Source organism: Mycobacterium sp. E1747, assembly GCF_001667775.1.
Taxonomy (GTDB): domain Bacteria; phylum Actinomycetota; class Actinomycetes; order Mycobacteriales; family Mycobacteriaceae; genus Mycobacterium.
Genome location: NZ_LZJI01000073.1, coordinates 20,838 through 38,854 on the forward strand (window position 1 = coordinate 20,838; position 18,017 = coordinate 38,854).

16 protein-coding genes and 1 tRNA gene are annotated in these 18,017 nt (G+C 67.8%); 6 read left to right on the plus strand and 11 right to left on the minus strand.

Features of this window, described 5'->3' with window-relative positions; genetic code table 11:
* Window positions 1-6: 6 nt before the first annotated feature.
* From A5695_RS07720 to A5695_RS30190, 6 genes are read right to left on the minus strand one after another with little or no spacing between them, the layout of a single operon-like run.
* The gene (locus tag A5695_RS07720) at window positions 7-828 is read right to left on the minus strand and encodes a CoA ester lyase (RefSeq protein WP_068079658.1); all 822 of its coding nucleotides are present in this window, start codon (window positions 826-828) and stop codon (window positions 7-9) included.
* Between the two features lie 11 nt (window positions 829-839).
* On the minus strand, window positions 840-1,319 hold the full coding sequence (locus A5695_RS07725; protein ID WP_068079660.1) for a MaoC family dehydratase: 480 nt from the start codon (window positions 1,317-1,319) through the stop codon (window positions 840-842).
* Window positions 1,316-2,482 carry an acyl-CoA dehydrogenase family protein gene (locus tag A5695_RS07730; RefSeq protein ID WP_068079662.1) on the minus strand — a complete coding sequence of 389 codons (1,167 nt, stop codon included), beginning with the start codon at window positions 2,480-2,482 and terminating at the stop codon, window positions 1,316-1,318. Before A5695_RS07730 ends, A5695_RS07725 begins: the two co-directional genes overlap by 4 nt.
* Entirely contained in the window at window positions 2,479-4,482 is a 2,004-nt protein-coding gene (locus A5695_RS07735) for an acetyl/propionyl/methylcrotonyl-CoA carboxylase subunit alpha (protein ID WP_068079753.1), read from the minus strand. The genes A5695_RS07730 and A5695_RS07735 overlap by 4 nt, the downstream gene beginning before the upstream one ends.
* 5 nt (window positions 4,483-4,487) lie before the next feature.
* Window positions 4,488-6,059, minus strand: coding sequence for a carboxyl transferase domain-containing protein (locus A5695_RS07740; protein WP_068079664.1), 1,572 nt, complete (start codon window positions 6,057-6,059; stop codon window positions 4,488-4,490).
* A gap of 11 nt (window positions 6,060-6,070) precedes the next feature.
* Window positions 6,071-6,367, minus strand: coding sequence for a hypothetical protein (locus tag A5695_RS30190; RefSeq protein WP_369830167.1), 297 nt, complete (start codon window positions 6,365-6,367; stop codon window positions 6,071-6,073).
* A 70-nt stretch (window positions 6,368-6,437) separates the two neighbouring features.
* On the opposite strand from A5695_RS30190, the gene A5695_RS07750 reads away from it, so the two are divergent.
* Together A5695_RS07750 and A5695_RS07755 are read left to right on the plus strand one after the other, a co-directional pair.
* Entirely contained in the window at window positions 6,438-7,094 is a 657-nt protein-coding gene (locus tag A5695_RS07750; protein WP_082945898.1) for a TetR/AcrR family transcriptional regulator, read from the plus strand.
* Window positions 7,095-7,157: 63 nt separating this feature from the next.
* Complete coding sequence (locus A5695_RS07755) at window positions 7,158-7,937, plus strand: MmpS family transport accessory protein (protein WP_197515391.1); 780 nt, start codon at window positions 7,158-7,160, stop codon at window positions 7,935-7,937.
* A 5-nt stretch (window positions 7,938-7,942) separates the two neighbouring features.
* On the opposite strand, the gene A5695_RS07760 is transcribed toward A5695_RS07755, so the two are convergent.
* On the minus strand, window positions 7,943-9,283 hold the full coding sequence (locus A5695_RS07760; RefSeq protein WP_068079670.1) for an MFS transporter: 1,341 nt from the start codon (window positions 9,281-9,283) through the stop codon (window positions 7,943-7,945).
* Window positions 9,284-9,525: 242 nt separating this feature from the next.
* Here A5695_RS07760 and cmrA point away from each other — a divergent pair, with 242 nt between their 5' ends.
* Complete coding sequence (gene cmrA / locus A5695_RS07765) at window positions 9,526-10,332, plus strand: mycolate reductase (protein WP_068079757.1); 807 nt, start codon at window positions 9,526-9,528, stop codon at window positions 10,330-10,332.
* A gap of 3 nt (window positions 10,333-10,335) precedes the next feature.
* On the opposite strand, the gene A5695_RS07770 is transcribed toward cmrA, so the two are convergent.
* Window positions 10,336-11,898, minus strand: a complete 1,563-nt coding sequence (locus A5695_RS07770) for a helicase HerA-like domain-containing protein (RefSeq protein ID WP_068079759.1) — start codon at window positions 11,896-11,898, stop codon at window positions 10,336-10,338.
* A 119-nt stretch (window positions 11,899-12,017) separates the two neighbouring features.
* Here A5695_RS07770 and orn point away from each other — a divergent pair, with 119 nt between their 5' ends.
* From orn to A5695_RS07785, 3 genes are all read left to right on the plus strand, one after another.
* On the plus strand, window positions 12,018-12,665 hold the full coding sequence (gene orn, locus A5695_RS07775; protein ID WP_068079672.1) for an oligoribonuclease: 648 nt from the start codon (window positions 12,018-12,020) through the stop codon (window positions 12,663-12,665).
* A gap of 30 nt (window positions 12,666-12,695) precedes the next feature.
* A tRNA-His gene (locus A5695_RS07780) sits at window positions 12,696-12,771 on the plus strand.
* Between the two features lie 60 nt (window positions 12,772-12,831).
* A complete protein-coding gene (locus A5695_RS07785) occupies window positions 12,832-13,260 on the plus strand; it encodes a hypothetical protein (protein ID WP_231974753.1) in 429 nt (142 codons plus the stop codon).
* A gap of 8 nt (window positions 13,261-13,268) precedes the next feature.
* Here the strand turns inward: A5695_RS07785 and A5695_RS07790 are convergent, their stop codons facing one another.
* The 3 genes from A5695_RS07790 to A5695_RS07800 form a co-directional block, all read right to left on the minus strand.
* Window positions 13,269-14,465, minus strand: a complete 1,197-nt coding sequence (locus A5695_RS07790) for an Ig-like domain-containing protein (RefSeq protein WP_068079763.1) — start codon at window positions 14,463-14,465, stop codon at window positions 13,269-13,271.
* A 142-nt stretch (window positions 14,466-14,607) separates the two neighbouring features.
* Window positions 14,608-15,510 (minus strand): DMT family transporter, encoded by a 903-nt coding sequence (locus A5695_RS07795; protein ID WP_068079674.1) that lies wholly within the window; start codon window positions 15,508-15,510, stop codon window positions 14,608-14,610.
* 67 nt (window positions 15,511-15,577) lie between these two features.
* Window positions 15,578-17,932, minus strand: a complete 2,355-nt coding sequence (locus A5695_RS07800) for an MMPL family transporter (protein WP_068079676.1) — start codon at window positions 17,930-17,932, stop codon at window positions 15,578-15,580.
* Window positions 17,933-18,017 lie beyond the last annotated feature (85 nt).

Sequence of the window (18,017 nt, forward strand, 5' to 3'; positions counted from 1 at the left end):
CGGAGTTCACCCGGTCGCGGACTGCCCCGCCCTGCGCACCAGCATTTCCGCGTGCTTGAGCACCGGCGAATCCACCATCTGACCCTCGAACGCGAAAACGCCGCGCTCGCTGCGCGCCGCAGCCAATACCCTTCGCGCCCAGTCGAGTTTTTCCTCGGTGGGGCGGTAGGCGTCGCGCACAACGGGGATCTGGGTCGGGTGGATGCAGACGGTCCCATGGAAACCCACCGCTACGGCGTCGGCGGCCTCGGCCCGCAAGCCTTCGACGTCGTGGATGTCCAGATGCACCGAATCCAGGGCGGCCCGGCCGAAGGTGGACGCCGCCAGCAGCACCGTCGACCGGACGTGGCGGGCGACGTCGCGGTAGGTGCCGTCAGCCAGGCGGTTGGAGCTGCCGCCCAGGGCCGCGACGAGATCCTCGGCACCCCACATCATGGCGATGGTCCCCTGCGCGGCGGCGATCTCGGTGCTGAAGACCGCGCCGCGGGGCGTTTCGATCAGCGCAATGACGTTGCGCGGCGCCAGCGCCGAAACCTGCGCGGCCGATTCCGTCTTGGAGAGCATCACCGTCGTGTAGGGAGTCTCGGCCAGGGCGTCCAGGTCGCGGCCGTGGTCGTCGGTGCCGGCCGCGTTGATGCGCACCACGGTGCGGTCGGGATCCAGCGGGGTCTCGCGCAGCGCCTTGCGCGCGGCGGGCTTGTCCGCCTCCGCCACGCCGTCCTCGAGGTCAAGGATCACCACGTCGGCCGCGGCGGCGGCCTTGGCGAACCGCTCGGGACGGTCCGCTGGGCAGAAGAGCCAACCCGGGCCGGCGTCGTGCAGGTTCATCGGTTCTCCTCTTAGTCGGGGCGCTTCTGGACCAGCGTGGTGCGCACGGCGCGCGCAACGACATCGCCGTCCTGGTTGCGCCCCGTGTGCTCGAGAGTAACGATGCCCTCGCCGGGCCGGCTCTTCGACTCACGTTTGCCGGTGCACACCGTTTCCGCATACAGCGTGTCACCGTGGAAGACCGGCTTGGGAAACGACACCTCGGAGAATCCGAGATTGGCGACGATGGTGCCCAGCGTCAGCTGTGACACCGACAGCCCGACCACCGTCGACAACGTGAACATGGAGTTCACCAGGCGCTCGCCCCGAAAGCCCGGCTGTTGGGCGGCCCACGCCGCATCCAGGTGCAACGACTGGGTGTTCATCGTCAGCGTGGTGAACAACACGTTGTCGGCTTCGGTGACCGTGCGACCGGGCCGGTGCAGGTACGTTGTGCCGATCTCGAATTCCTCAAACCACAGGCCCCGCTGGATAATTGACTTGTCGCTCATGACAGCCCCAGCGACCGCGCGATGAGCATCAGCTGCACCTCGGTGGTGCCCTCACCGATCTCGAGGATCTTGCTGTCGCGGTAGTGACGTGCCACCGGGTACTCGTTCATGAATCCGTACCCGCCGTGGATCTGGGTGGCGTCGCGCGCGTTGTCCATGGCCGCCTCCGACGCGATCATCTTCGCGATCGCCGCCTCCTTCTTGAACGGCTTGCCGGCCAACATCTTTGCGGCCGCATCGTAATACGCCGTGCGGGCGACGTGGGCGCGGGCTTCCATCCGGGCGATCTTGAAGCTGATCGCCTGGTAGGACCCGATCGGCTGGCCGAAGGACTGGCGTTGCGTGGCGTACTTGACGCTCTCGTCGACGCAGCCCTGCGCGGCGCCGGTCGCCAGTGCGGCGATCGCGATGCGGCCCTCGTCCAGGATGGACAGGAAGTTGGCGTAGCCGGTTCCGCGGGGACCGAGCAGGTTCTCCTCCGGCACGCGGGCGTCGGCGAAGCTCAACGGGTGGGTGTCGGAGGCATTCCAACCGACCTTGCTGTAAACCGGTTCGACGGTGAATCCCGGTGTGCCGTTGGGCACGATGATCGTCGAGATCTCTTTCTTGCCGTCACCGATCGTTCCCGTGACGGCGGTGACGGTGACCAGTTTGGTGATGTCGGTGCCGGAGTTGGTGATGAACTGCTTGCTGCCGTTGATCACCCACTCACCGTCATCGAGACGGGCCGTGGTCCGGGTGGCGCCCGCGTCGGAACCGGCACCCGGCTCGGTGAGCCCGAAGGCGGCCAGGGCCCGGCCGGCCGTCAAGTCCGGCAGCCACTTGCTTTTCTGCTCTTTGGAGCCGAAGCGGAAGATCGGCATCGCGCCGAGGCTGACACCGGCCTCCAAGGTGATCGCCACCGATTGGTCGACCCTTCCCAGTTCCTCGAGCGCCAGCGACAGGGCAAAGTAATCACCGCCCATGCCGCCGTACTCCTCGGGGAACGGCAGGCCGAACAACCCCATCTCGCCCATTTTGGCGACGACTTCGTACGGGAAGCTGTGCTCTTCATCGTGTTTGGCCGAAACGGGTGCGACCACGGTGCGCGCGAACTCGGCGACCGTGGCGCGAAGATCCTCGTATTCCTTGGTCAGCGTTCCCGCGCTGGTGGATGTCGTCATGTTTCGTCCTCACTCGAATCTGCTGCTTCGGGCTCTTCGGGCACCAGCCGGGCCAGTACCTGGTCGACCGTGACCTGGTCGCCGACGGAGACCAAGAGCTCCACTCGTCCCGAAACGGGTGCGGGGAGCGAGTGTTCCATCTTCATCGCCTCCACGACCACCACCACGTCCCCCTCGGACACCTCGTCGCCGGAAGCGGCCTGGACCGCGATCACGCTGCCGGGCATGGGGCTGAGGATCTCGGCCTGCTGCGCACCGGCGGCGCGGTGGATCTTGTGTTCCTCGGCCTCGCGCAGGTGCCACGCTCCCCGTTCGTCGGCGATCCACAGATGCCGGTCGGCCTCCGCCCAACGGTATTCGCGGCGCACGCCGTCCAGCGTGACGTCCATCCGTTCCCCGTCCACTTGCACGGCGGCGCACTGGATCTCGCCAGCACCCACCTGTACCCGGGCGTCGGTGGGTGGTCCCCAAACCGACACGGTGTCGCTGCGCAACGGGGTCTGCATCTCGGTCCGCACGGGCGCGGGCGCGCCCCCGACCCGCCATCCGGTCGGGACGGCCCAAGGGTTGCCCGCGGCGCGCCGGTCCAGCGCCCACTGGCGATAGAGCCCCCCGGCGGCGAGCACGTCGTCGGGCGCCGGCAATGGCGCGAAGTCCGCCACCCTCTCGTCCAGCAGCGCCGTATCGAGGTCACCGGCTTGCACCCGCTCGTCGGCGAGCAGGAACCGGAGGAACTCGATGTTGGTCTGCACGCCCAGGATCGCGGTCTGCGTGAGCGCCGCGTCGAGTTTCGCCAACGCCTCGTCGCGGTCGTCGCCGTAGGCGATCACCTTGCTCAGCATCGGGTCGTAATCACTGCCCACCACCGTGCCCGCCAGCAGCGACGAGTCGACCCGCACGCCGGCACCCGACGGTTCGGATACCCGCAGCACCTTGCCGCCGGTGGGCAGGAATCCCCGCGCGGGGTCCTCGGCGTACACCCGGGCCTCGATCGCGTGGCCCCGCAGTTCGACGTCGTCCTGCGCGAACCCCAGCTTCTCGCCCGCGGCCACCCGAAGCTGCCACTCGACCAGGTCCAGGCCGGTAACCGCCTCGGTGACGGGGTGTTCCACCTGAAGGCGGGTGTTCATCTCCATGAAAAAGAACTCGTCGGGCCGGTCGGCGGAGACGATGAACTCCACTGTGCCCGCGCCGACGTAATCGACGCTGCGGGCGGTGTTGCACGCCGCCGCCCCGATGCGCGCGCGGGTCTGTGGGTCGAGCAAGGGGGACGGCGCCTCCTCGATCACCTTCTGGTGGCGGCGCTGCAGGCTGCATTCGCGCTCACCCAGGTGCACCACGTTGCCGTGCGTGTCGGCGAGCACCTGCACTTCGATATGTCTGGGGCGCAAGACAAATCGTTCCAGAAAAAGGGTGTCGTCACCGAACGCGGCGGCGGCCTCCCGTCGCGCGCCGACCAGCGCGTCGCGCAGCCGGCTCGGGTCGTCCACCAGGCGCATGCCCTTGCCGCCGCCGCCCGCCGAGGGCTTGATCAGCACCGGATAGCCGATTTCGTCTGCGGCCGAGGCTAACTCGTCGTCGCTCAGCCCCGGCTTGGCCACCCCGGGCACCACCGGCACGTCGAAGGCGGCGACCGCGTTCTTGGCGGTGATCTTGTCGCCCATCACCTGGATGGCTCGCGCCGGCGGGCCGAGGAACACCACGCCGGCCCGCTCGCAGGCGGCGGCGAATTCGGCGTTCTCGGAGAGGAATCCGTAGCCCGGATGGATCGCCCGGGCACCGGTGCGTGCCGCCGCATCGAGCACCTTGCCGATGTCGAGGTAGCTCTCGCGGGCAGGGGCGGGACCGAGGCGGACGGCCGCGTCGGCCTCCTGGACATGCCGGGCCTCGACGTCGGCGTCGCTGTACACCGCGACCGATCGGATACCCAGCCGGCGCAGGGTGCGCATCACCCGGACAGCGATCTCGCCGCGGTTGGCCACCAAGACGGTCTCGAACATGGTCATCACATCCGGAAGACGCCGTAGGAGACCGGATCCAGCGGGGCGTGGGCGCATACCGAAAGGGCAAGCCCGACAACGGTTCTGGTGTCAGCGGGGTCGATGATGCCGTCGTCCCACAGTCGGGCGGTCGAATAGTACGGGTTGCCCTGGTCCTCGTATTGCGCGCGAATGGGCGCCTTGAACGCCTCCTCCTCGTCGGGCGGCCAGGGTTTTCCGGCCGCGGCGAGCTGTTCGCCGCGCACCGTCGCCAGCACCGAGGCCGCCTGCTCACCGCCCATGACCGAGATCCGGGCGTTGGGCCACATCCACAGGAAGCGTGGGGAGTACGCCCGGCCGCACATCGAATAGTTGCCCGCGCCATAGGATCCACCGATCACTACGGTCAGCTTGGGCACCCGGGCGCAGGCCACGGCCGTCACCATCTTGGCGCCGTGCTTGGCGATGCCGCCGGCCTCGTAGTCACGGCCGACCATGAAGCCGGCGATGTTCTGCAGGAATAGCAGCGGGATCTTGCGTTTGTCGCACAGCTCGATGAAATGGGCGCCCTTCAAAGCGGATTCACTGAACAGGACGCCGTTGTTGGCGACGATCCCGACCGGGTGGCCGTGGATGCGGGCGAACGCGGTCACCAAAGTCTTGCCGTAATTGGCCTTGAACTCGCTGAATTCGCCGCCGTCGACCAGCCGCACGACCACCTCGCGCACGTCGTAGGGCACCCGCGGATCCGGCGGCACCACATCGTAGAGCTCGCTCTGCGGGTGCTTGGGTTCGACGGACGGCAACACCTCCCATTGGGCGGGGTCGCGCGGGCCGAAGGTCGCGGCGATCGCCCTGACGATGCGCAGCGCGTGTTCGTCGTCGTCGGCGAGGTGGTCGGTGACACCGGAGATCCGCGAGTGCAGGTCTCCGCCGCCGAGGTCCTCCGCCGAGACCACCTCGCCGGTAGCGGCCTTCACCAGGGGCGGACCGCCCAGGAAGATGGTCCCCTGCTCACGCACGATGACGGCCTCGTCGCTCATCGCCGGCACGTAGGCGCCGCCGGCCGTGCACGAACCGAGGACGGCGGCCACCTGCGGAATCTCCTTGGCGCTCATGGTCGCCTGGTTGTAGAAGATACGGCCGAAGTGCTCGCGGTCGGGAAACACCTCGTCCTGGCGCGGCAGGAAGGCGCCGCCTGAGTCCACCAGGTAGATGCAGGGCAGGCGGTTCTGCAGCGCGACTTCCTGTGCGCGCAGGTGCTTCTTGACGGTCATCGGATAGTAGGTACCGCCCTTGACCGTCGCGTCGTTGGCGACGATCACGCACTCGCGGCCCGACACCCGGCCGATCCCGGTGATGATTCCGGCGCCCGGGGATTCGTCGTCGTACATGCCGTTGGCGGCCAGCGGGGCCAGTTCCAGGAACGGGCTGCCCGGGTCGAGCAGTCGATCCACCCGCTCGCGCGGTAGCAGCTTGCCGCGGCTGACGTGACGTTCGCGGGCGCGTTCGTTGCCGCCCAGCGCCGCGGCCGCCAGCTTGGCGTTCAACTCGGTCACCAGCCGGCGGTGCTCGTCGGCGAACGATGGCGCGGTCATCACTGCTGAACTCACGAATGCCTCCCGGTCCTCGCCAGCACAAGCGGCGGTTCGGTCTTGTCGCGCACCTCGTCGGCCGAGACGCCGGGGGCGGTCTCGACGAAACGCAGACCGTCATCGCATACGTCGATGCCGGCCAAGTCGGTGATGATGCGGTTCACGCAACCCGCGCCGGCCTGGTCCATCGCCGCAGCAACCTCCTTGCCGTCGGGCGGGGGTTTTGAGTTAATGCTCATTAACTCACGGCTGAGAATACCATCATCGATCCCGCCGGTCCAGGGACGACGACACCGGACCGTCGCACCCATTACGGCAGGTTAAGCCGCGGAAGACTCGTGCTAAGTTAGTGACGATTAACCAACTGGACGGGGATTCGTCATGACAACGTCCACCTCGGACGGGCAGCCGGGCCCACCGGATGTCCCAAATCGACGCAGCCAGTTGAAATCCGACCGCCGCTTGCAGCTGCTGGCGGCGGCCGAGCGCCTGTTCGCCGAGCGCGGCTTCCTCGCCGTGCGGCTGGAGGACATCGGCGCGGCCGCCGGGGTGAGCGGCCCCGCCATCTACCGCCACTTTCCCAACAAGGAGTCGCTGCTGGTTGAGCTGCTGGTGGGCATCAGCGCACGCCTGCTCGCGGGCGCCCGGGAGGTGCGGGCCCGCAGCTCCGACGCGGCCACCGCGCTGGACGGTTTGATCGACTTCCACCTGGACTTCGCGTTCGGCGAGCCCGACCTGATCCGCATCCAGGACCGCGACCTCGCGCACCTACCCCAGACGGCCGAGAAGCAGGTGCGCAAAGCGCAACGCCAATACGTCGAGGTGTGGGTCGGAGTGCTGCGCGAGCTGGACCCCGACCTGGCCGAGGCCGACGCCCGGCTGGCGGCCCACGCGGTCTTCGGCCTACTCAACTCGACGCCGCACAGCATGAAATCGCCCGACACCTCGCGCAGCAAATCCGCCCGCACCGCGCGGTCGCGCGCCGTCATGCGAGCGATGACGGTCGCCGCGCTGGCCGCCGGGAACCGCTGCCCCTGAGTCACCGCTGGTGAGGTGATTCGCCGTTCGGAGGCGCGGCGCAGGTACTCTGCAATCCATGAGGTGGACATGAACGATTCACGTCCCACCGAGCGGTTCAGCCCCTCTCTGCCGGGATCGGGCCCGCAGGGCCCGTGGTATCCGCCCGCCGACCCCGCATACGCCGATCAGGCGCGCTATGCGCCCACCTACGGCGGGCAGGCTCCGCCGTGGGCGCACGACATGAACGAGGCCAACACCACCAAGGAGTTGCCGGCGTACTGGCAGCACGAGCTGCCTTCGTCCGGACAACCCCCGGGGTCGGCGCCCCCACCGCCGGATGGCCCGAAGCCTCCGCCGCGGTGGCTGTGGATCGTCGCCGGCGCGGCCGTGCTGCTGGTGGTCGCCCTGGTCATCGCTTTGGTGCTGGTGAACGACGCGATCAAGACGCAGACCGCCGTCCCGCCGCTGCCTGCCATGCCGGAGACGACCGCGACGATGCCCAGCCCGTCGACACGCACGTCGACACCGCGCATCCCGGCCCCCGTGCCGCCCACCGGCGGTTACCCGACGCCCACCGAGTCCACCGGCCCGGCCGCGATGCAAGACATCGTCTACAGCGTGGCCGGCGAGGGCCGGGCGATCAGCATCATGTACATCGATACCGGCGACCTGATCCAGACCGAATTCAACGTCGCGCTGCCATGGACCAAAGAGGTCAGCCTGGCCAACTCGGCCGCGCATCCGGCCAACGTCACGATCGTCAACATCGGCCACAACGTCACCTGTTCGGTCACCGTCGACGGTGTCCAGATGAGCAAGCGCGTCGGCGTGGGCCTGACGATCTGCGACTCGAGGGGCTAAGCGCCTTAGGACGGTTCGGCCGCGAGAGCGCCGCGTGCGGGAACCCGAACCGCCAGCATCGCCAGCAGACCGGCGAGCAGCACCAGCGAGATGCCGCCCAGACCTGCGCGCACGGCGCCGAAGATGTCCACGAATACCGAGAACAGCCAGGGCGCGACGAACGCCACCGCCCGCCCGGTCATCGTGTAGAGGCCGAAGGCGACCCCTTCCCTGCCGTGTTTCGCCATCTGCAGCAGCAGGGCACGCGAGGACGACTGCGACGGCCCGATGAACATGCACAGCAGTAGCCCGCAGATCCAGAACGCCACCGGACCGGACAGCAGCATCAGCGTGATGCCCAGGACGACGATCGCGGCCAGCGACGCCACGATGACGGGTTTCGACCCGACCCGGTGATCGACGAACCCGCCCAGCACCGCGCCCACGGCCGCGACCACGCTGGCCACCACACCGAACACCAGCACGTCACCCTGCGAGATGCCGTACACGTTGACGCCGAGCACGGCGCCGAAGGCGAAGATCGCCGCCAGGCCGTCGCGGAAAAGTGCGCTGGCGAACAAGAAGTAGACCAGGTTGCGGTCTCGCCGCCATTCCGCGGAGACCTCGGTCCACAGCTTGCGGTAGCCGCCGAGCATGCTCGTCGGCTCGTAGGCCTCGGCCGAGTCGGGAAGCCGATGCGCGACGAACAGCAGCGGCAGGGCAAAGATCGCCAGCCAGGCCGCCGCGACCAGCATTGCCTCCCGGACGTAGAGGCCGTCGTGCATGGACACCCGCAAGAACCCACGCGTCGCGTTCGGCCCGGAGCCCTCCCCGGAAATGAACCCGCTGTAGACCACGAGCAGCAGCAGGACGCTGCCGACGTAACCGGCCGCCCAGCCCACCCCGGAAATCCGGCCAGCGGTCTGCGGCGTCGAAAGTTGGCGCAGCATGGCGTTATACGGGACGCTGGCCAGGTCGCCGCAGGCCGCCGTCGCCCCCATCAGCACCAGCCCGGCCCACAGATAACCGGGGCGGTCGTGGATGAAGAACATCGCGCACGTCAGCGCGACGGCCAAAGCGGTCAAGACGCTCAAGGCCACCCGCCGGCGATGCGGGGACTCCACCCAGACGCCGACGGCCGGCGCCAGCAGCGCGACCGTCAATCCGGCGATGGCGGCGGCGCGCCCCAACCAGCTTGCCGGCGTGGTGGCACCGGAGATGCCCACCCCCACGCTGCTGGTCAGATACACCGAGAAGACGAAGGTCCCCACGATCGCGTTAAGGCCGGTGGAGCCGCAGTCCCAGAGCGCCCACGCGACCACCCGGGATGGCACCGGCGTGAGCGAACGCGACGACGGCTGACCCATGCCCGGCACTCTATTTGCTTCGCAGCCGACCCGCCGCGCCCGGCTTCGCCGCGCTCGCGATCGCTGCAATTTGTTTCGCAGTCGACCCGCCGCGCCCGGCTTCGCCGCGCTCGCGATCGCTGCAATCTGTTTCGCAGTCGACCCGCCGCGCCCGGCTTCGCCGCGCTCGCGATCGCTGCAATCTGCTTCGCAGCCGACCCGCCGCGCCCGGCTTCGCCGCGCGCGCTGTCTACGATTGGCTCATGCCGATCCCCGCTCCCAGCCCAGACGGGCGTGCCGTTGTGACCGGAGCCTCGCAGAACATCGGCGAGGCGCTGGCGACCGAACTGGCCGCTCGCGGACACAGCCTGATAGTCACCGCGCGACGCGAAGACCTGCTCAACGAGCTGGCCGCCCGCCTGAGCGACAAGTACCGCGTCACGGTCGACGTGCGACCCGCCGACCTTGCCGATCCCGGGGAACGGGCGAAGTTGTGCGAAGAACTGGCAGCCCGGCCCATTTCGATCCTGTGCGCCAATGCCGGCACCGCGACCTTCGGTCCGGTGGCGACGCTGGACCCCGCGGGCGAGAAGGCCCAGCTGCAGCTGAATGTGCTGGGCGTACACGACCTTACGCTGGCGGTGCTGCCCGGCATGGTTGAGCGCAAGGCCGGCGGAATCCTGATTTCCGGGTCGGCGGCGGGCAATTCGCCGATTCCGTACAACGCCACCTATGCGGCCAGCAAGGCGTTCGCCAACACATTCAGCGAGTCGCTTCGCGGCGAGCTGCGCCACTCCGGTGTGCACGTCACGCTGCTGGCGCCCGGACCCGTGCGCACCGACCTGCCCGACGACGCCGAACGGTCGCTGGTCGAAAGGCTGGTGCCGGAATTCCTGTGGATCTCCACCGAACACACAGCCCAGGTGTCCCTGGATGCCTTGGCGCGCAACAAGATGCGCGTGGTTCCGGGCCTGACGTCGAAGGCGATGTCGGTGGCCAGCGGCTACGCGCCGCGCGCTATCGTCGCGCCCATCGTCGGCGGCTTCTACAAAAAGCTCGGCGGCGGGTAGTCGTTACTTCCGGCGGCGGCGGCCGGTACCGAAGATGTTCTTGGTGATTTCGCGGATCGCCGTGTTGATGCCGCTTTTCACAGTCGGGTTGCTCAGCACTTCCTCCCACATGGCGGGGCCTTTCGGCTCTGCCGGCTGCGGCATCGGCAGCGGCGGCTCGTTCGCCGGCACCGGCGGATAATCGGACTGGGCCTGCGGCGGCGGGGCCTGCCGATCCGGCGCGCCAACCTGAGGCGGAGCCGGCTGTTCGATGGTCTGCCCGTATTTCTCTTGCAGCGGACTGCTTTTCGCTGCGGCGGTGATCGCGTCATTTCCGATCGAGGCCATCAGCGACCGCGGCACCCGCATGCGGGTCCATGCGACGGGGGTGGGCGCGCCCTTCTCGGATAACACGGTGACGACGGCCTCCCCGATACCCAGCGACGTCAGCGCCGACTCCAGGTCGTAGACATCGGTTTTCGGATAGGTCCGCACGGTTTTGCTCAGCGCCTGCTGATCGTCGGGGGTAAACGCCCGCAGCGCGTGCTGGATCCGGGCGCCGAGCTGGGAGAGCACATCGTTGGGCAGGTCGGTGGGCAGTTGCGTGCAGAAGAACACCCCGACGCCCTTGGAACGGATCAGTTTGACGGTCCGCTCGACCTGTGCGAGGAACGCCTTGGAGGCGTCGGCGAACAGCAGGTGCGCCTCGTCGAAAAAGAAGACCAGCTTGGGCTTGTCGATGTCGCCGATTTCGGGCAGCACCGCGAACAAGTCGGCGAGCACCCACATCAGAAAGGTGGAGAAGATGACGGGTCGCAGTGACTGACCGCTGAATTCGAGCAGCGAGATGACACCGTGGCCCCGGTCGTCGACGCGCAGCAAGTCCTGGGGATCGAGCTTCGGCTCGCCGAAGAACGTGTCGCCGCCCTCGCCGGCGAGGTTGACCAGCGCCCGCAGGATGACGCCCGCCGTGGTCGGCGAAACACCGCCCAGGTCTTTCAGATCGGCCTTGCCCTCGTCGCTCGCCAAGTGGCTGATCACGCCGCGTAGGTCAGCAAGGGTGACCAGCGGGCGGTTGGCCTGCTGGGCCCAGTAGAAGATCAGCCCCAGCGTCGACTCTTGAGTGGCGTTGAGCCCCAAGACTTTCGACAGCAGAACGGGGCCGAAACTGGCAACGGTCGCCCGGACCGGCACGCCCAGTCTCCCGGTGCCCAGCGACAAGAACTCGACCGGGAATCCGGTCGCCGCCCAGTCGTCGCCGGTGTCTTTGGCGCGCGCGGCGGTCTTGTCGTTGGCCTCCCCCGGCCGGGCCAGACCCGATAGGTCGCCCTTGACGTCGGCCATCATCACGGCCACGCCCGCCGCGCTGAGTTGTTCGGCGATCAGCTGCAGCGTCTTGGTCTTGCCGGTTCCGGTCGCGCCGGCCACCAGGCCGTGCCGGTTGATGGTGGCCAACGGGATGCGAATCTGTGCCGTCGGGTCGACGGTGCCGTCAACGACGACCGTGCCCAATTCGAGTGCCTGCCCGTCGACGGCGTACCCGTTGGCGATCCGGCGCGCGGGTGTCTCGGCGGATTCGGTGCTCATCGTGCTGCGCCCCCATTCCCAGTGGTTCGGCATGCGGTCCGGCAACGCTCACCCTACTTCTCCGGCGCGATTAGGGGCGATGGCCAGCGCGAGCGCCACGTGGGCCTAGTCTGAGCGCTGTGCGAGACGAGTTGGTGTGGATTGATTGCGAGATGACGGGGCTGGACCTGGGCTCGGACAAGTTGATCGAGATCGCGGCCCTGGTCACCGACGCCGACCTGAACGTTCTGGGCGACGGCGTCGACGTGGTGATCCACGCCGACGACGGGGCGCTGTCGTCGATGATCGACGTGGTCACCGAAATGCACACGCGTTCAGGGCTGATCGACGAGGTGCGGGCGTCGACCGTCGACCTGGCGACCGCCGAGGCGATGGTGCTCGATTACATCGGCAAGCACGTCAAGCAACCCAAGACGGCGCCGCTGGCGGGCAATTCCATCGCCACCGACCGCGCGTTCATCTCCCGTGACATGCCGGCGCTGGACTCGTTCCTGCACTACCGGATGATCGACGTGAGCTCGATCAAGGAGCTCTGCCGGCGCTGGTATCCGCGGATCTACTTCGGCCAGCCGGTCAAGGGGCTCGCCCACCGGGCGCTGGCCGACATCCACGAATCGATCAACGAGCTGCGGTTCTACCGGCGCACCGCGTTCGTGCCCCCGCCGGGTCCGTCTACCAGCGAGATCGAGGCGGTGGTCGCCGACCTGAGCGGCGGCAGCGGGGCACCGGGACCAATCGATTCGGCCCCCGAGCCACCGACCGGTTAGTATCGACGTCGCCGCTCGTTGGCGGCAATGGTGGCTGTAGTTCAGCTGGTAGAGCACCAGGTTGTGATCCTGGATGTCGCGGGTTCGAGCCCCGTCAGCCACCCCAATCGGCCGGAAGCCCTTGCTGCTTCCTGACCGCTGGGTCGTTCCGGCCCACGCAACGCGAATGCACCCCGAACGGGAGGGACAGCGCGCCGTGCCGCCGAACCGTCATCGGCTCCCCCTGAACGCGGCCATCGCGGGCTGCGCTGCCCTGCTCGCGGCATGCGGGGGTTCGAACCAGACGGCGACCACCGTCACGTCGACGGTGCCGGCAGAGACCAAGACAGTGACCGTGACCGCCGCCCCGCCACCCCCGCCGGGACCGAAGACGACCATTGCCTCGGACGGCACGTTCATCATCGGCAGCGACATCGCTGCGGGCACTTATCGAAGCGCCGGGAAATACGGGTGCTACTGGGCGAGGCTGCGCAGCCTGGACACCACCGACATCATCGACAACAACGTCAACGACGGCCCGCAAGTGGTGCAGATCCTCCCGAGCGATCGCGCATTCATGACCAGAAACTGCGCGGCCTGGCACAAGGCCGACTGACACGCACGTCAGGTGTTGGCGTTACCCGCTTTCCACTGCGGCCAGGGAATGTTCCAGTCGCCCAACCCTTCCGTGCCGGGCAGCGTAGGCCCCACCGTGTTGATGACCTCGACGATGTCGCCGGTCTTGCTGTGGTCGTAGAACCACTCGGCGTTGCTGGGGCTCACGTTCAGGCACCCGTGGCTGGTGTTGGTGTGCCCCTGGGCGCCGACCGACCACGGCGCGGAGTGCACGAAGACACCGCTATAGGACATCTGGGTGGCCCAGTCGACTTCGGTGCGATATCCGTTGGGCGAGTTGACCGGAACGCCGTAGGTCGACGAGTCCATGATGATGTGCTTGAACCGGCCGCCGATGATGTAGAAGCCGTTGTCCGTCGGTGTGCTGTCCTTACCCATCGACGTCGGCATGGTCTTGACCACTTCGCCGTTGACGCGCACGGTCACCGTCTTGGTGGTGTCGTCGGCGGTCGAAATGACCTCGTCGCCGATGGTGAAGTGGGTCTTGACGTTGTCCTCACCGAACATTCCGTCACCCAGATCGACGCCGTAGGTGTTGACCGCCACGTCGATGGCCGTTCCGGATTTCCAGAAATGCTCGGGGCGCCAACGCACTTCGCGATTGTTGAGCCAGTAGAACGCGCCCTCGACGGGCGGGTTGGTGGTGATCTTGATGGCCTTCTGGGCGGCGGCACGGTTCGCGATGTTCTCGTCGAACCGGATCGCCACCGGCTCACCGATGCCCACGACCTCGCCGTCGCCCGGGGCGACGTAGGGCATCGTCAGGTGAGCGGGCGAACTCGTCTGGAAGGTCATCTGCCGAGTCGCCGCGCCGCCCATGCCCAGCGCTTTCACGTTCAAGGTGTAGCGCCTGTTGTAGCCGAGTTGCTCGGTGGTCGACCAGCGCAGCCCGTCGGGACTGAGCTGTCCGCTGATGGACTTGCCGTTCTCGTTGACCATGGTCACCGACGCCAGAACGCCGTCGGCGACACTGACCGTCACCGGGGCATCGACGGTGACTCCGACGGCGCCGTCGGTCACCGAGGAGGTGAGCTTCGGGACGAGCAGGTCAGCGAACGGGGTGCCCTTGTCGAAGATCACTTTCGCCGGCGCGGCGGTGTGGTCACCACCGCAGGCAGCGCCGAACACGGCAACCGAAGCGATCGCGGCAGCCAGCCACGACCGTCGTCTGCGCAAAGGCGTCATCGAGTGACCTTCCACCAAATTGATCCAGTTGGTCACCGCTGACCAGAACAGTGCACGCATTGTAATGGGTTTTGTGGCCCTCAGAGGCCGACCTTGACAGGTCCGTGACCAGGTGCCACGCCGGGCCGGCTGGATGGTGCGTTCAGGCCGGTTGGTCGATGCGGTCGCGGAGTTCGGCCTCGACCCGGTCGTGGGTCGTGACGGCCTCGATGCGCGCGAGCTTGACGATGGCCGCCGCCATCGCCAACACCGCCAGTGCGAGGACGCTCAGCCTGATCGGGCCCGCAGCCAGCGTCTCGTCGAGCACGACTACGCCCAGCGCCGCCCCCACGACCGGCTGCGACACCTGCAGCGCGGGCATCGACGCGGTCAGCGGTCCGGCCCGGAAGGCCGCCTGGCTCCACACCACACCACCGACCGTGACCAGAATCGCGGCGTACAGCTCCGGGGTTCGGATGACCGCCCATGCGCCGTCGCCGAGCCGGGCGACGACCTCCTTGGCGAGCACCGCGAAGATTCCCCACAGCGAACCGGACACCAGGGCGAACAGCACCGCCGCCGCGGAGCCACCCCAGATCCGGCCCGCCACCACGCACGCGACCAGCAGCGGCCCCAGCACAGCGGCCACGAGGGCCCAGGTTCTCAGGGGCGCGGACGAATGACCGGCCCGCGGATTGCCGACTACGGCGACCACCGTTACGGAGACCGTCAGCAGCCCGGCCCATATCCACTCCGCGCCGGTCATCTTTCGATGAAACAGCCTGGCGTTGATCGGCAGCGCAAACAGCAGCGAACACATGAGCAGCGCCTGCACCAAGAGCACCGAACCCTGACCCAGAGCGGCGGCCTGCAGTCCGACGCTCGCGACGAGCAGCGCCGCACCCCACCACCACCGCCCGTTTCGCAGCAGGCTAGCGAACAGTCCGACGTGACCAATCGACTTGTCCTCGATGCAATGCGCCGCCCGTTGCTGCAGAACGTCACCGGTCGCGACGCACAGCGCCGAACTCAGCGCGAGCACTGCGGCGATCTCCGCGTGGGCCATGGAAAGGTTCTCCGTCGATGTCGGAAGTCAGCCGCAAAGCCCGGCAGGCAGTAGCGACGGTCGTGCGTCAGCCACGGTTCGCCGCTTTCGTCGGCCATCTCTTGATCATCGGTCGTGCCGACTCGGGCGCGTCGGCGGCCCAGCGCCGCCGGCCCACCTCCGCGGCCGCGTCCTCACCGGTGGCCGACCGATTCCGCAGCCACTCCAACGGTCTGGGCGCCCACCAGGTCCACCGGCCAAGCGCGTGAATGAAGGCGGGCACCAACACCATTCGCACCAGGGTCGCATCGGCCAGCACCGCGAGCGTCAGGCCGAGGCCAAGCATCCGCATGAACGACACGTGAGCCGGGATCAGTGCGGCGAACGAGATCGACATCACCACCGCGGCGGTGGTGACCACCCGGCCGATCCCCGCTATGCCCAAGGCCGTGCTCTCGTCGGTGGCGGCGCGCTCTTCGGCGGGGCTCGGCGGTGTGTCCTCGATGGCTTGCGAGGCCAGCCAGTACTCGTGGATTCGGGACACCAGGAATACCTCGTAATCCATCGCCAGCCCGAACGCGATGCAGAACAACAAAACCGGGATGTTGGCGTTCAACGTCCCGTTCGGCGTCGTCCCCAGCGCACCGAGATTCCCGTCTTGAAAGATCCACACCATGGCGCCGAACGCGGCCGTCAACGACAGCACGTTGCACACCAGCGCCTGCAGCGGCAGCACGGCGCTCCCGGTGAGCAAGAACAGGAGCGCGAAGGTGATCAGGGCGATCAAAGCGAACACCAGGGGCAACCGCGTGGTGATCGCGTTGACGCTGTCGCGGTTGATCTGAGACAGGCCCGTCATCTCCACGGGATGTCCGGCCGGCCCGGCGACCTGGTGCAATCGGTCCAGCTGAGTGTTGGAGGCCTGCGAATACAGCGGCGCGGAGCTCGTCACGGACAGGAACGCAGCGCCGTTGGCCAGCCCGGTCGCCGTGGCGGCCGGACCCACCCGATTCCCCGCGACGAACGTTCCTGTCGGCGCGCTGACAGCGGACACGTCGGGTATCCGCGACAGATCGGCGGCGTAGCGCTCGAGGTCGGCCGGTGTCACACCGCGCGTGTCGGGAACCACGACGGTGACGCCCGTTCCGAACCCGTTGGCAAAGTCGTTGTCCAACATGTCCGCGACCTGACGGGACGACGCTGACCGGGGCAACACCCGCTCGTCCGGGAAGCCCCATTTCACGCCGAGGAAGGGAACGCCCAACAACAGCAGCAAGGCGACCACGCTCAGACCGACCGGCAGGGCGTGACGTAACACGAACCTGGTGGACCGGTACCAGAACTGGTCTTGTAGCGGCTGGTGCGCATGATCACGGAACGACCGCTGCCCATGCAAGACTCGGTGCATCACGCGACGGGCGTCCATCGCGTCCAGCCGGGGCCCCAGCAGCGCGATCGCGGCGGGGGTGATCACGACCGCCGCTACCGCGACGATGGCCGCGGTGGCCACGATGGTGTAGGCCGACGACTTCAGGAAATACATGGGGAACACCGCCATCACCGCCATCGACAGCCCGACGGTGGTCGCCGAGAAGAGCACCGTGCGGCCGGCGGTGGCCATGGTGCGGATCAGCGCCCGGTCCCGGTCGCCGCTGCGCGCCAGCTCCTCGCGGAAGCGGCTGATAATCAGCAGGTTGTAGTCGATCGCGAGGGCAAGGCCCATCGCGATGCTGAGATCCAGCGCGTACGTCGACACGTCGGTGGCGAACGTGATCAGCCGCAACACCGACATGGTGCAGACGATGGCCAGGGCGCCCAGCATGATCGGCAGCGCCGCCGCGACCACGCCGCCGAGCACCCACACCAGCACCGCGAAGCTCAGCGGGATCGCGATCGACTCCATCAACAGCAGGTCACGCTCGTTCTGGTCGTTGATCTGGGCGTACGCCACGGCCATGCCACCCGCGCGCACGGTCACACCTTCGCGGTCGTGCACCAGTTCGTCCGTCAACGCGCTGGCGTACTTCTGGGCGTCGTTCTCCCCGCCTTTCAGGCCGGCGACGATCATCCCGGACTTGTGGTCCTTGCTGACGAGCTGGGCGGCGGCTTGCGGTGGGGAGGTCCACGCCGAGGACACGTTCAGCACCCACGGCGAGGTTTTCAGGCGGTTGGCGATGTCGATCCCGACGTCACGGGCCTGGTTGCTCTGCACGCCGGCCGGGGCGGTGACGACGATGAGCATCTGCTGATCGGTCTCGTTGAACTTGTTTCGCAGGACCTCGGTAGCCCGGGAAGACTCGGAGGTGGGGTCCTGAAAACCGCCCCCCGACAGGCTGTTGATCACCGGCAGCCCGAAGGCCGCGGCTGCGACTAGCACCAGGAGGGCGATCCCGATGATGCGCCGCGGGGCGGCGATGGCGAGACGGGTGATTGCCTGCAGCATCTGTGGCCCTTTCTGTCCTAGTCCCAGCCCATGCCTATACCCGGCCGCGGGCCGCCTGACGCCCGCCCCACCGAATTGGTGTCGC

What these genes read in the sequence shown, in the direction of transcription:
- A5695_RS07720 (WP_068079658.1), bottom strand. Translation starts at nt 828, where the DNA reads ATGAACCTGCACGACGCCGGCCCGGGTTGGCTCTTCTGCCCAGCGGAC.
- A5695_RS07750 (WP_082945898.1), top strand. Translation starts at nt 6,438, where the DNA reads ATGACAACGTCCACCTCGGACGGGCAGCCGGGCCCACCGGATGTCCCA.
- A5695_RS07740 (WP_068079664.1), bottom strand. Translation starts at nt 6,059, where the DNA reads ATGACCGCGCCATCGTTCGCCGACGAGCACCGCCGGCTGGTGACCGAG.
- A5695_RS07725 (WP_068079660.1), bottom strand. Translation starts at nt 1,319, where the DNA reads ATGAGCGACAAGTCAATTATCCAGCGGGGCCTGTGGTTTGAGGAATTC.
- cmrA (WP_068079757.1), top strand. Translation starts at nt 9,526, where the DNA reads ATGCCGATCCCCGCTCCCAGCCCAGACGGGCGTGCCGTTGTGACCGGA.
- A5695_RS07760 (WP_068079670.1), bottom strand. Translation starts at nt 9,283, where the DNA reads ATGGGTCAGCCGTCGTCGCGTTCGCTCACGCCGGTGCCATCCCGGGTG.
- A5695_RS07770 (WP_068079759.1), bottom strand. Translation starts at nt 11,898, where the DNA reads ATGAGCACCGAATCCGCCGAGACACCCGCGCGCCGGATCGCCAACGGG.
- A5695_RS30190 (WP_369830167.1), bottom strand. Translation starts at nt 6,367, where the DNA reads ATGGGTGCGACGGTCCGGTGTCGTCGTCCCTGGACCGGCGGGATCGAT.
- A5695_RS07785 (WP_231974753.1), top strand. Translation starts at nt 12,832, where the DNA reads ATGCACCCCGAACGGGAGGGACAGCGCGCCGTGCCGCCGAACCGTCAT.
- A5695_RS07795 (WP_068079674.1), bottom strand. Translation starts at nt 15,510, where the DNA reads ATGGCCCACGCGGAGATCGCCGCAGTGCTCGCGCTGAGTTCGGCGCTG.
- A5695_RS07735 (WP_068079753.1), bottom strand. Translation starts at nt 4,482, where the DNA reads ATGTTCGAGACCGTCTTGGTGGCCAACCGCGGCGAGATCGCTGTCCGG.
- A5695_RS07790 (WP_068079763.1), bottom strand. Translation starts at nt 14,465, where the DNA reads ATGACGCCTTTGCGCAGACGACGGTCGTGGCTGGCTGCCGCGATCGCT.
- A5695_RS07800 (WP_068079676.1), bottom strand. Translation starts at nt 17,932, where the DNA reads ATGCTGCAGGCAATCACCCGTCTCGCCATCGCCGCCCCGCGGCGCATC.
- A5695_RS07730 (WP_068079662.1), bottom strand. Translation starts at nt 2,482, where the DNA reads ATGACGACATCCACCAGCGCGGGAACGCTGACCAAGGAATACGAGGAT.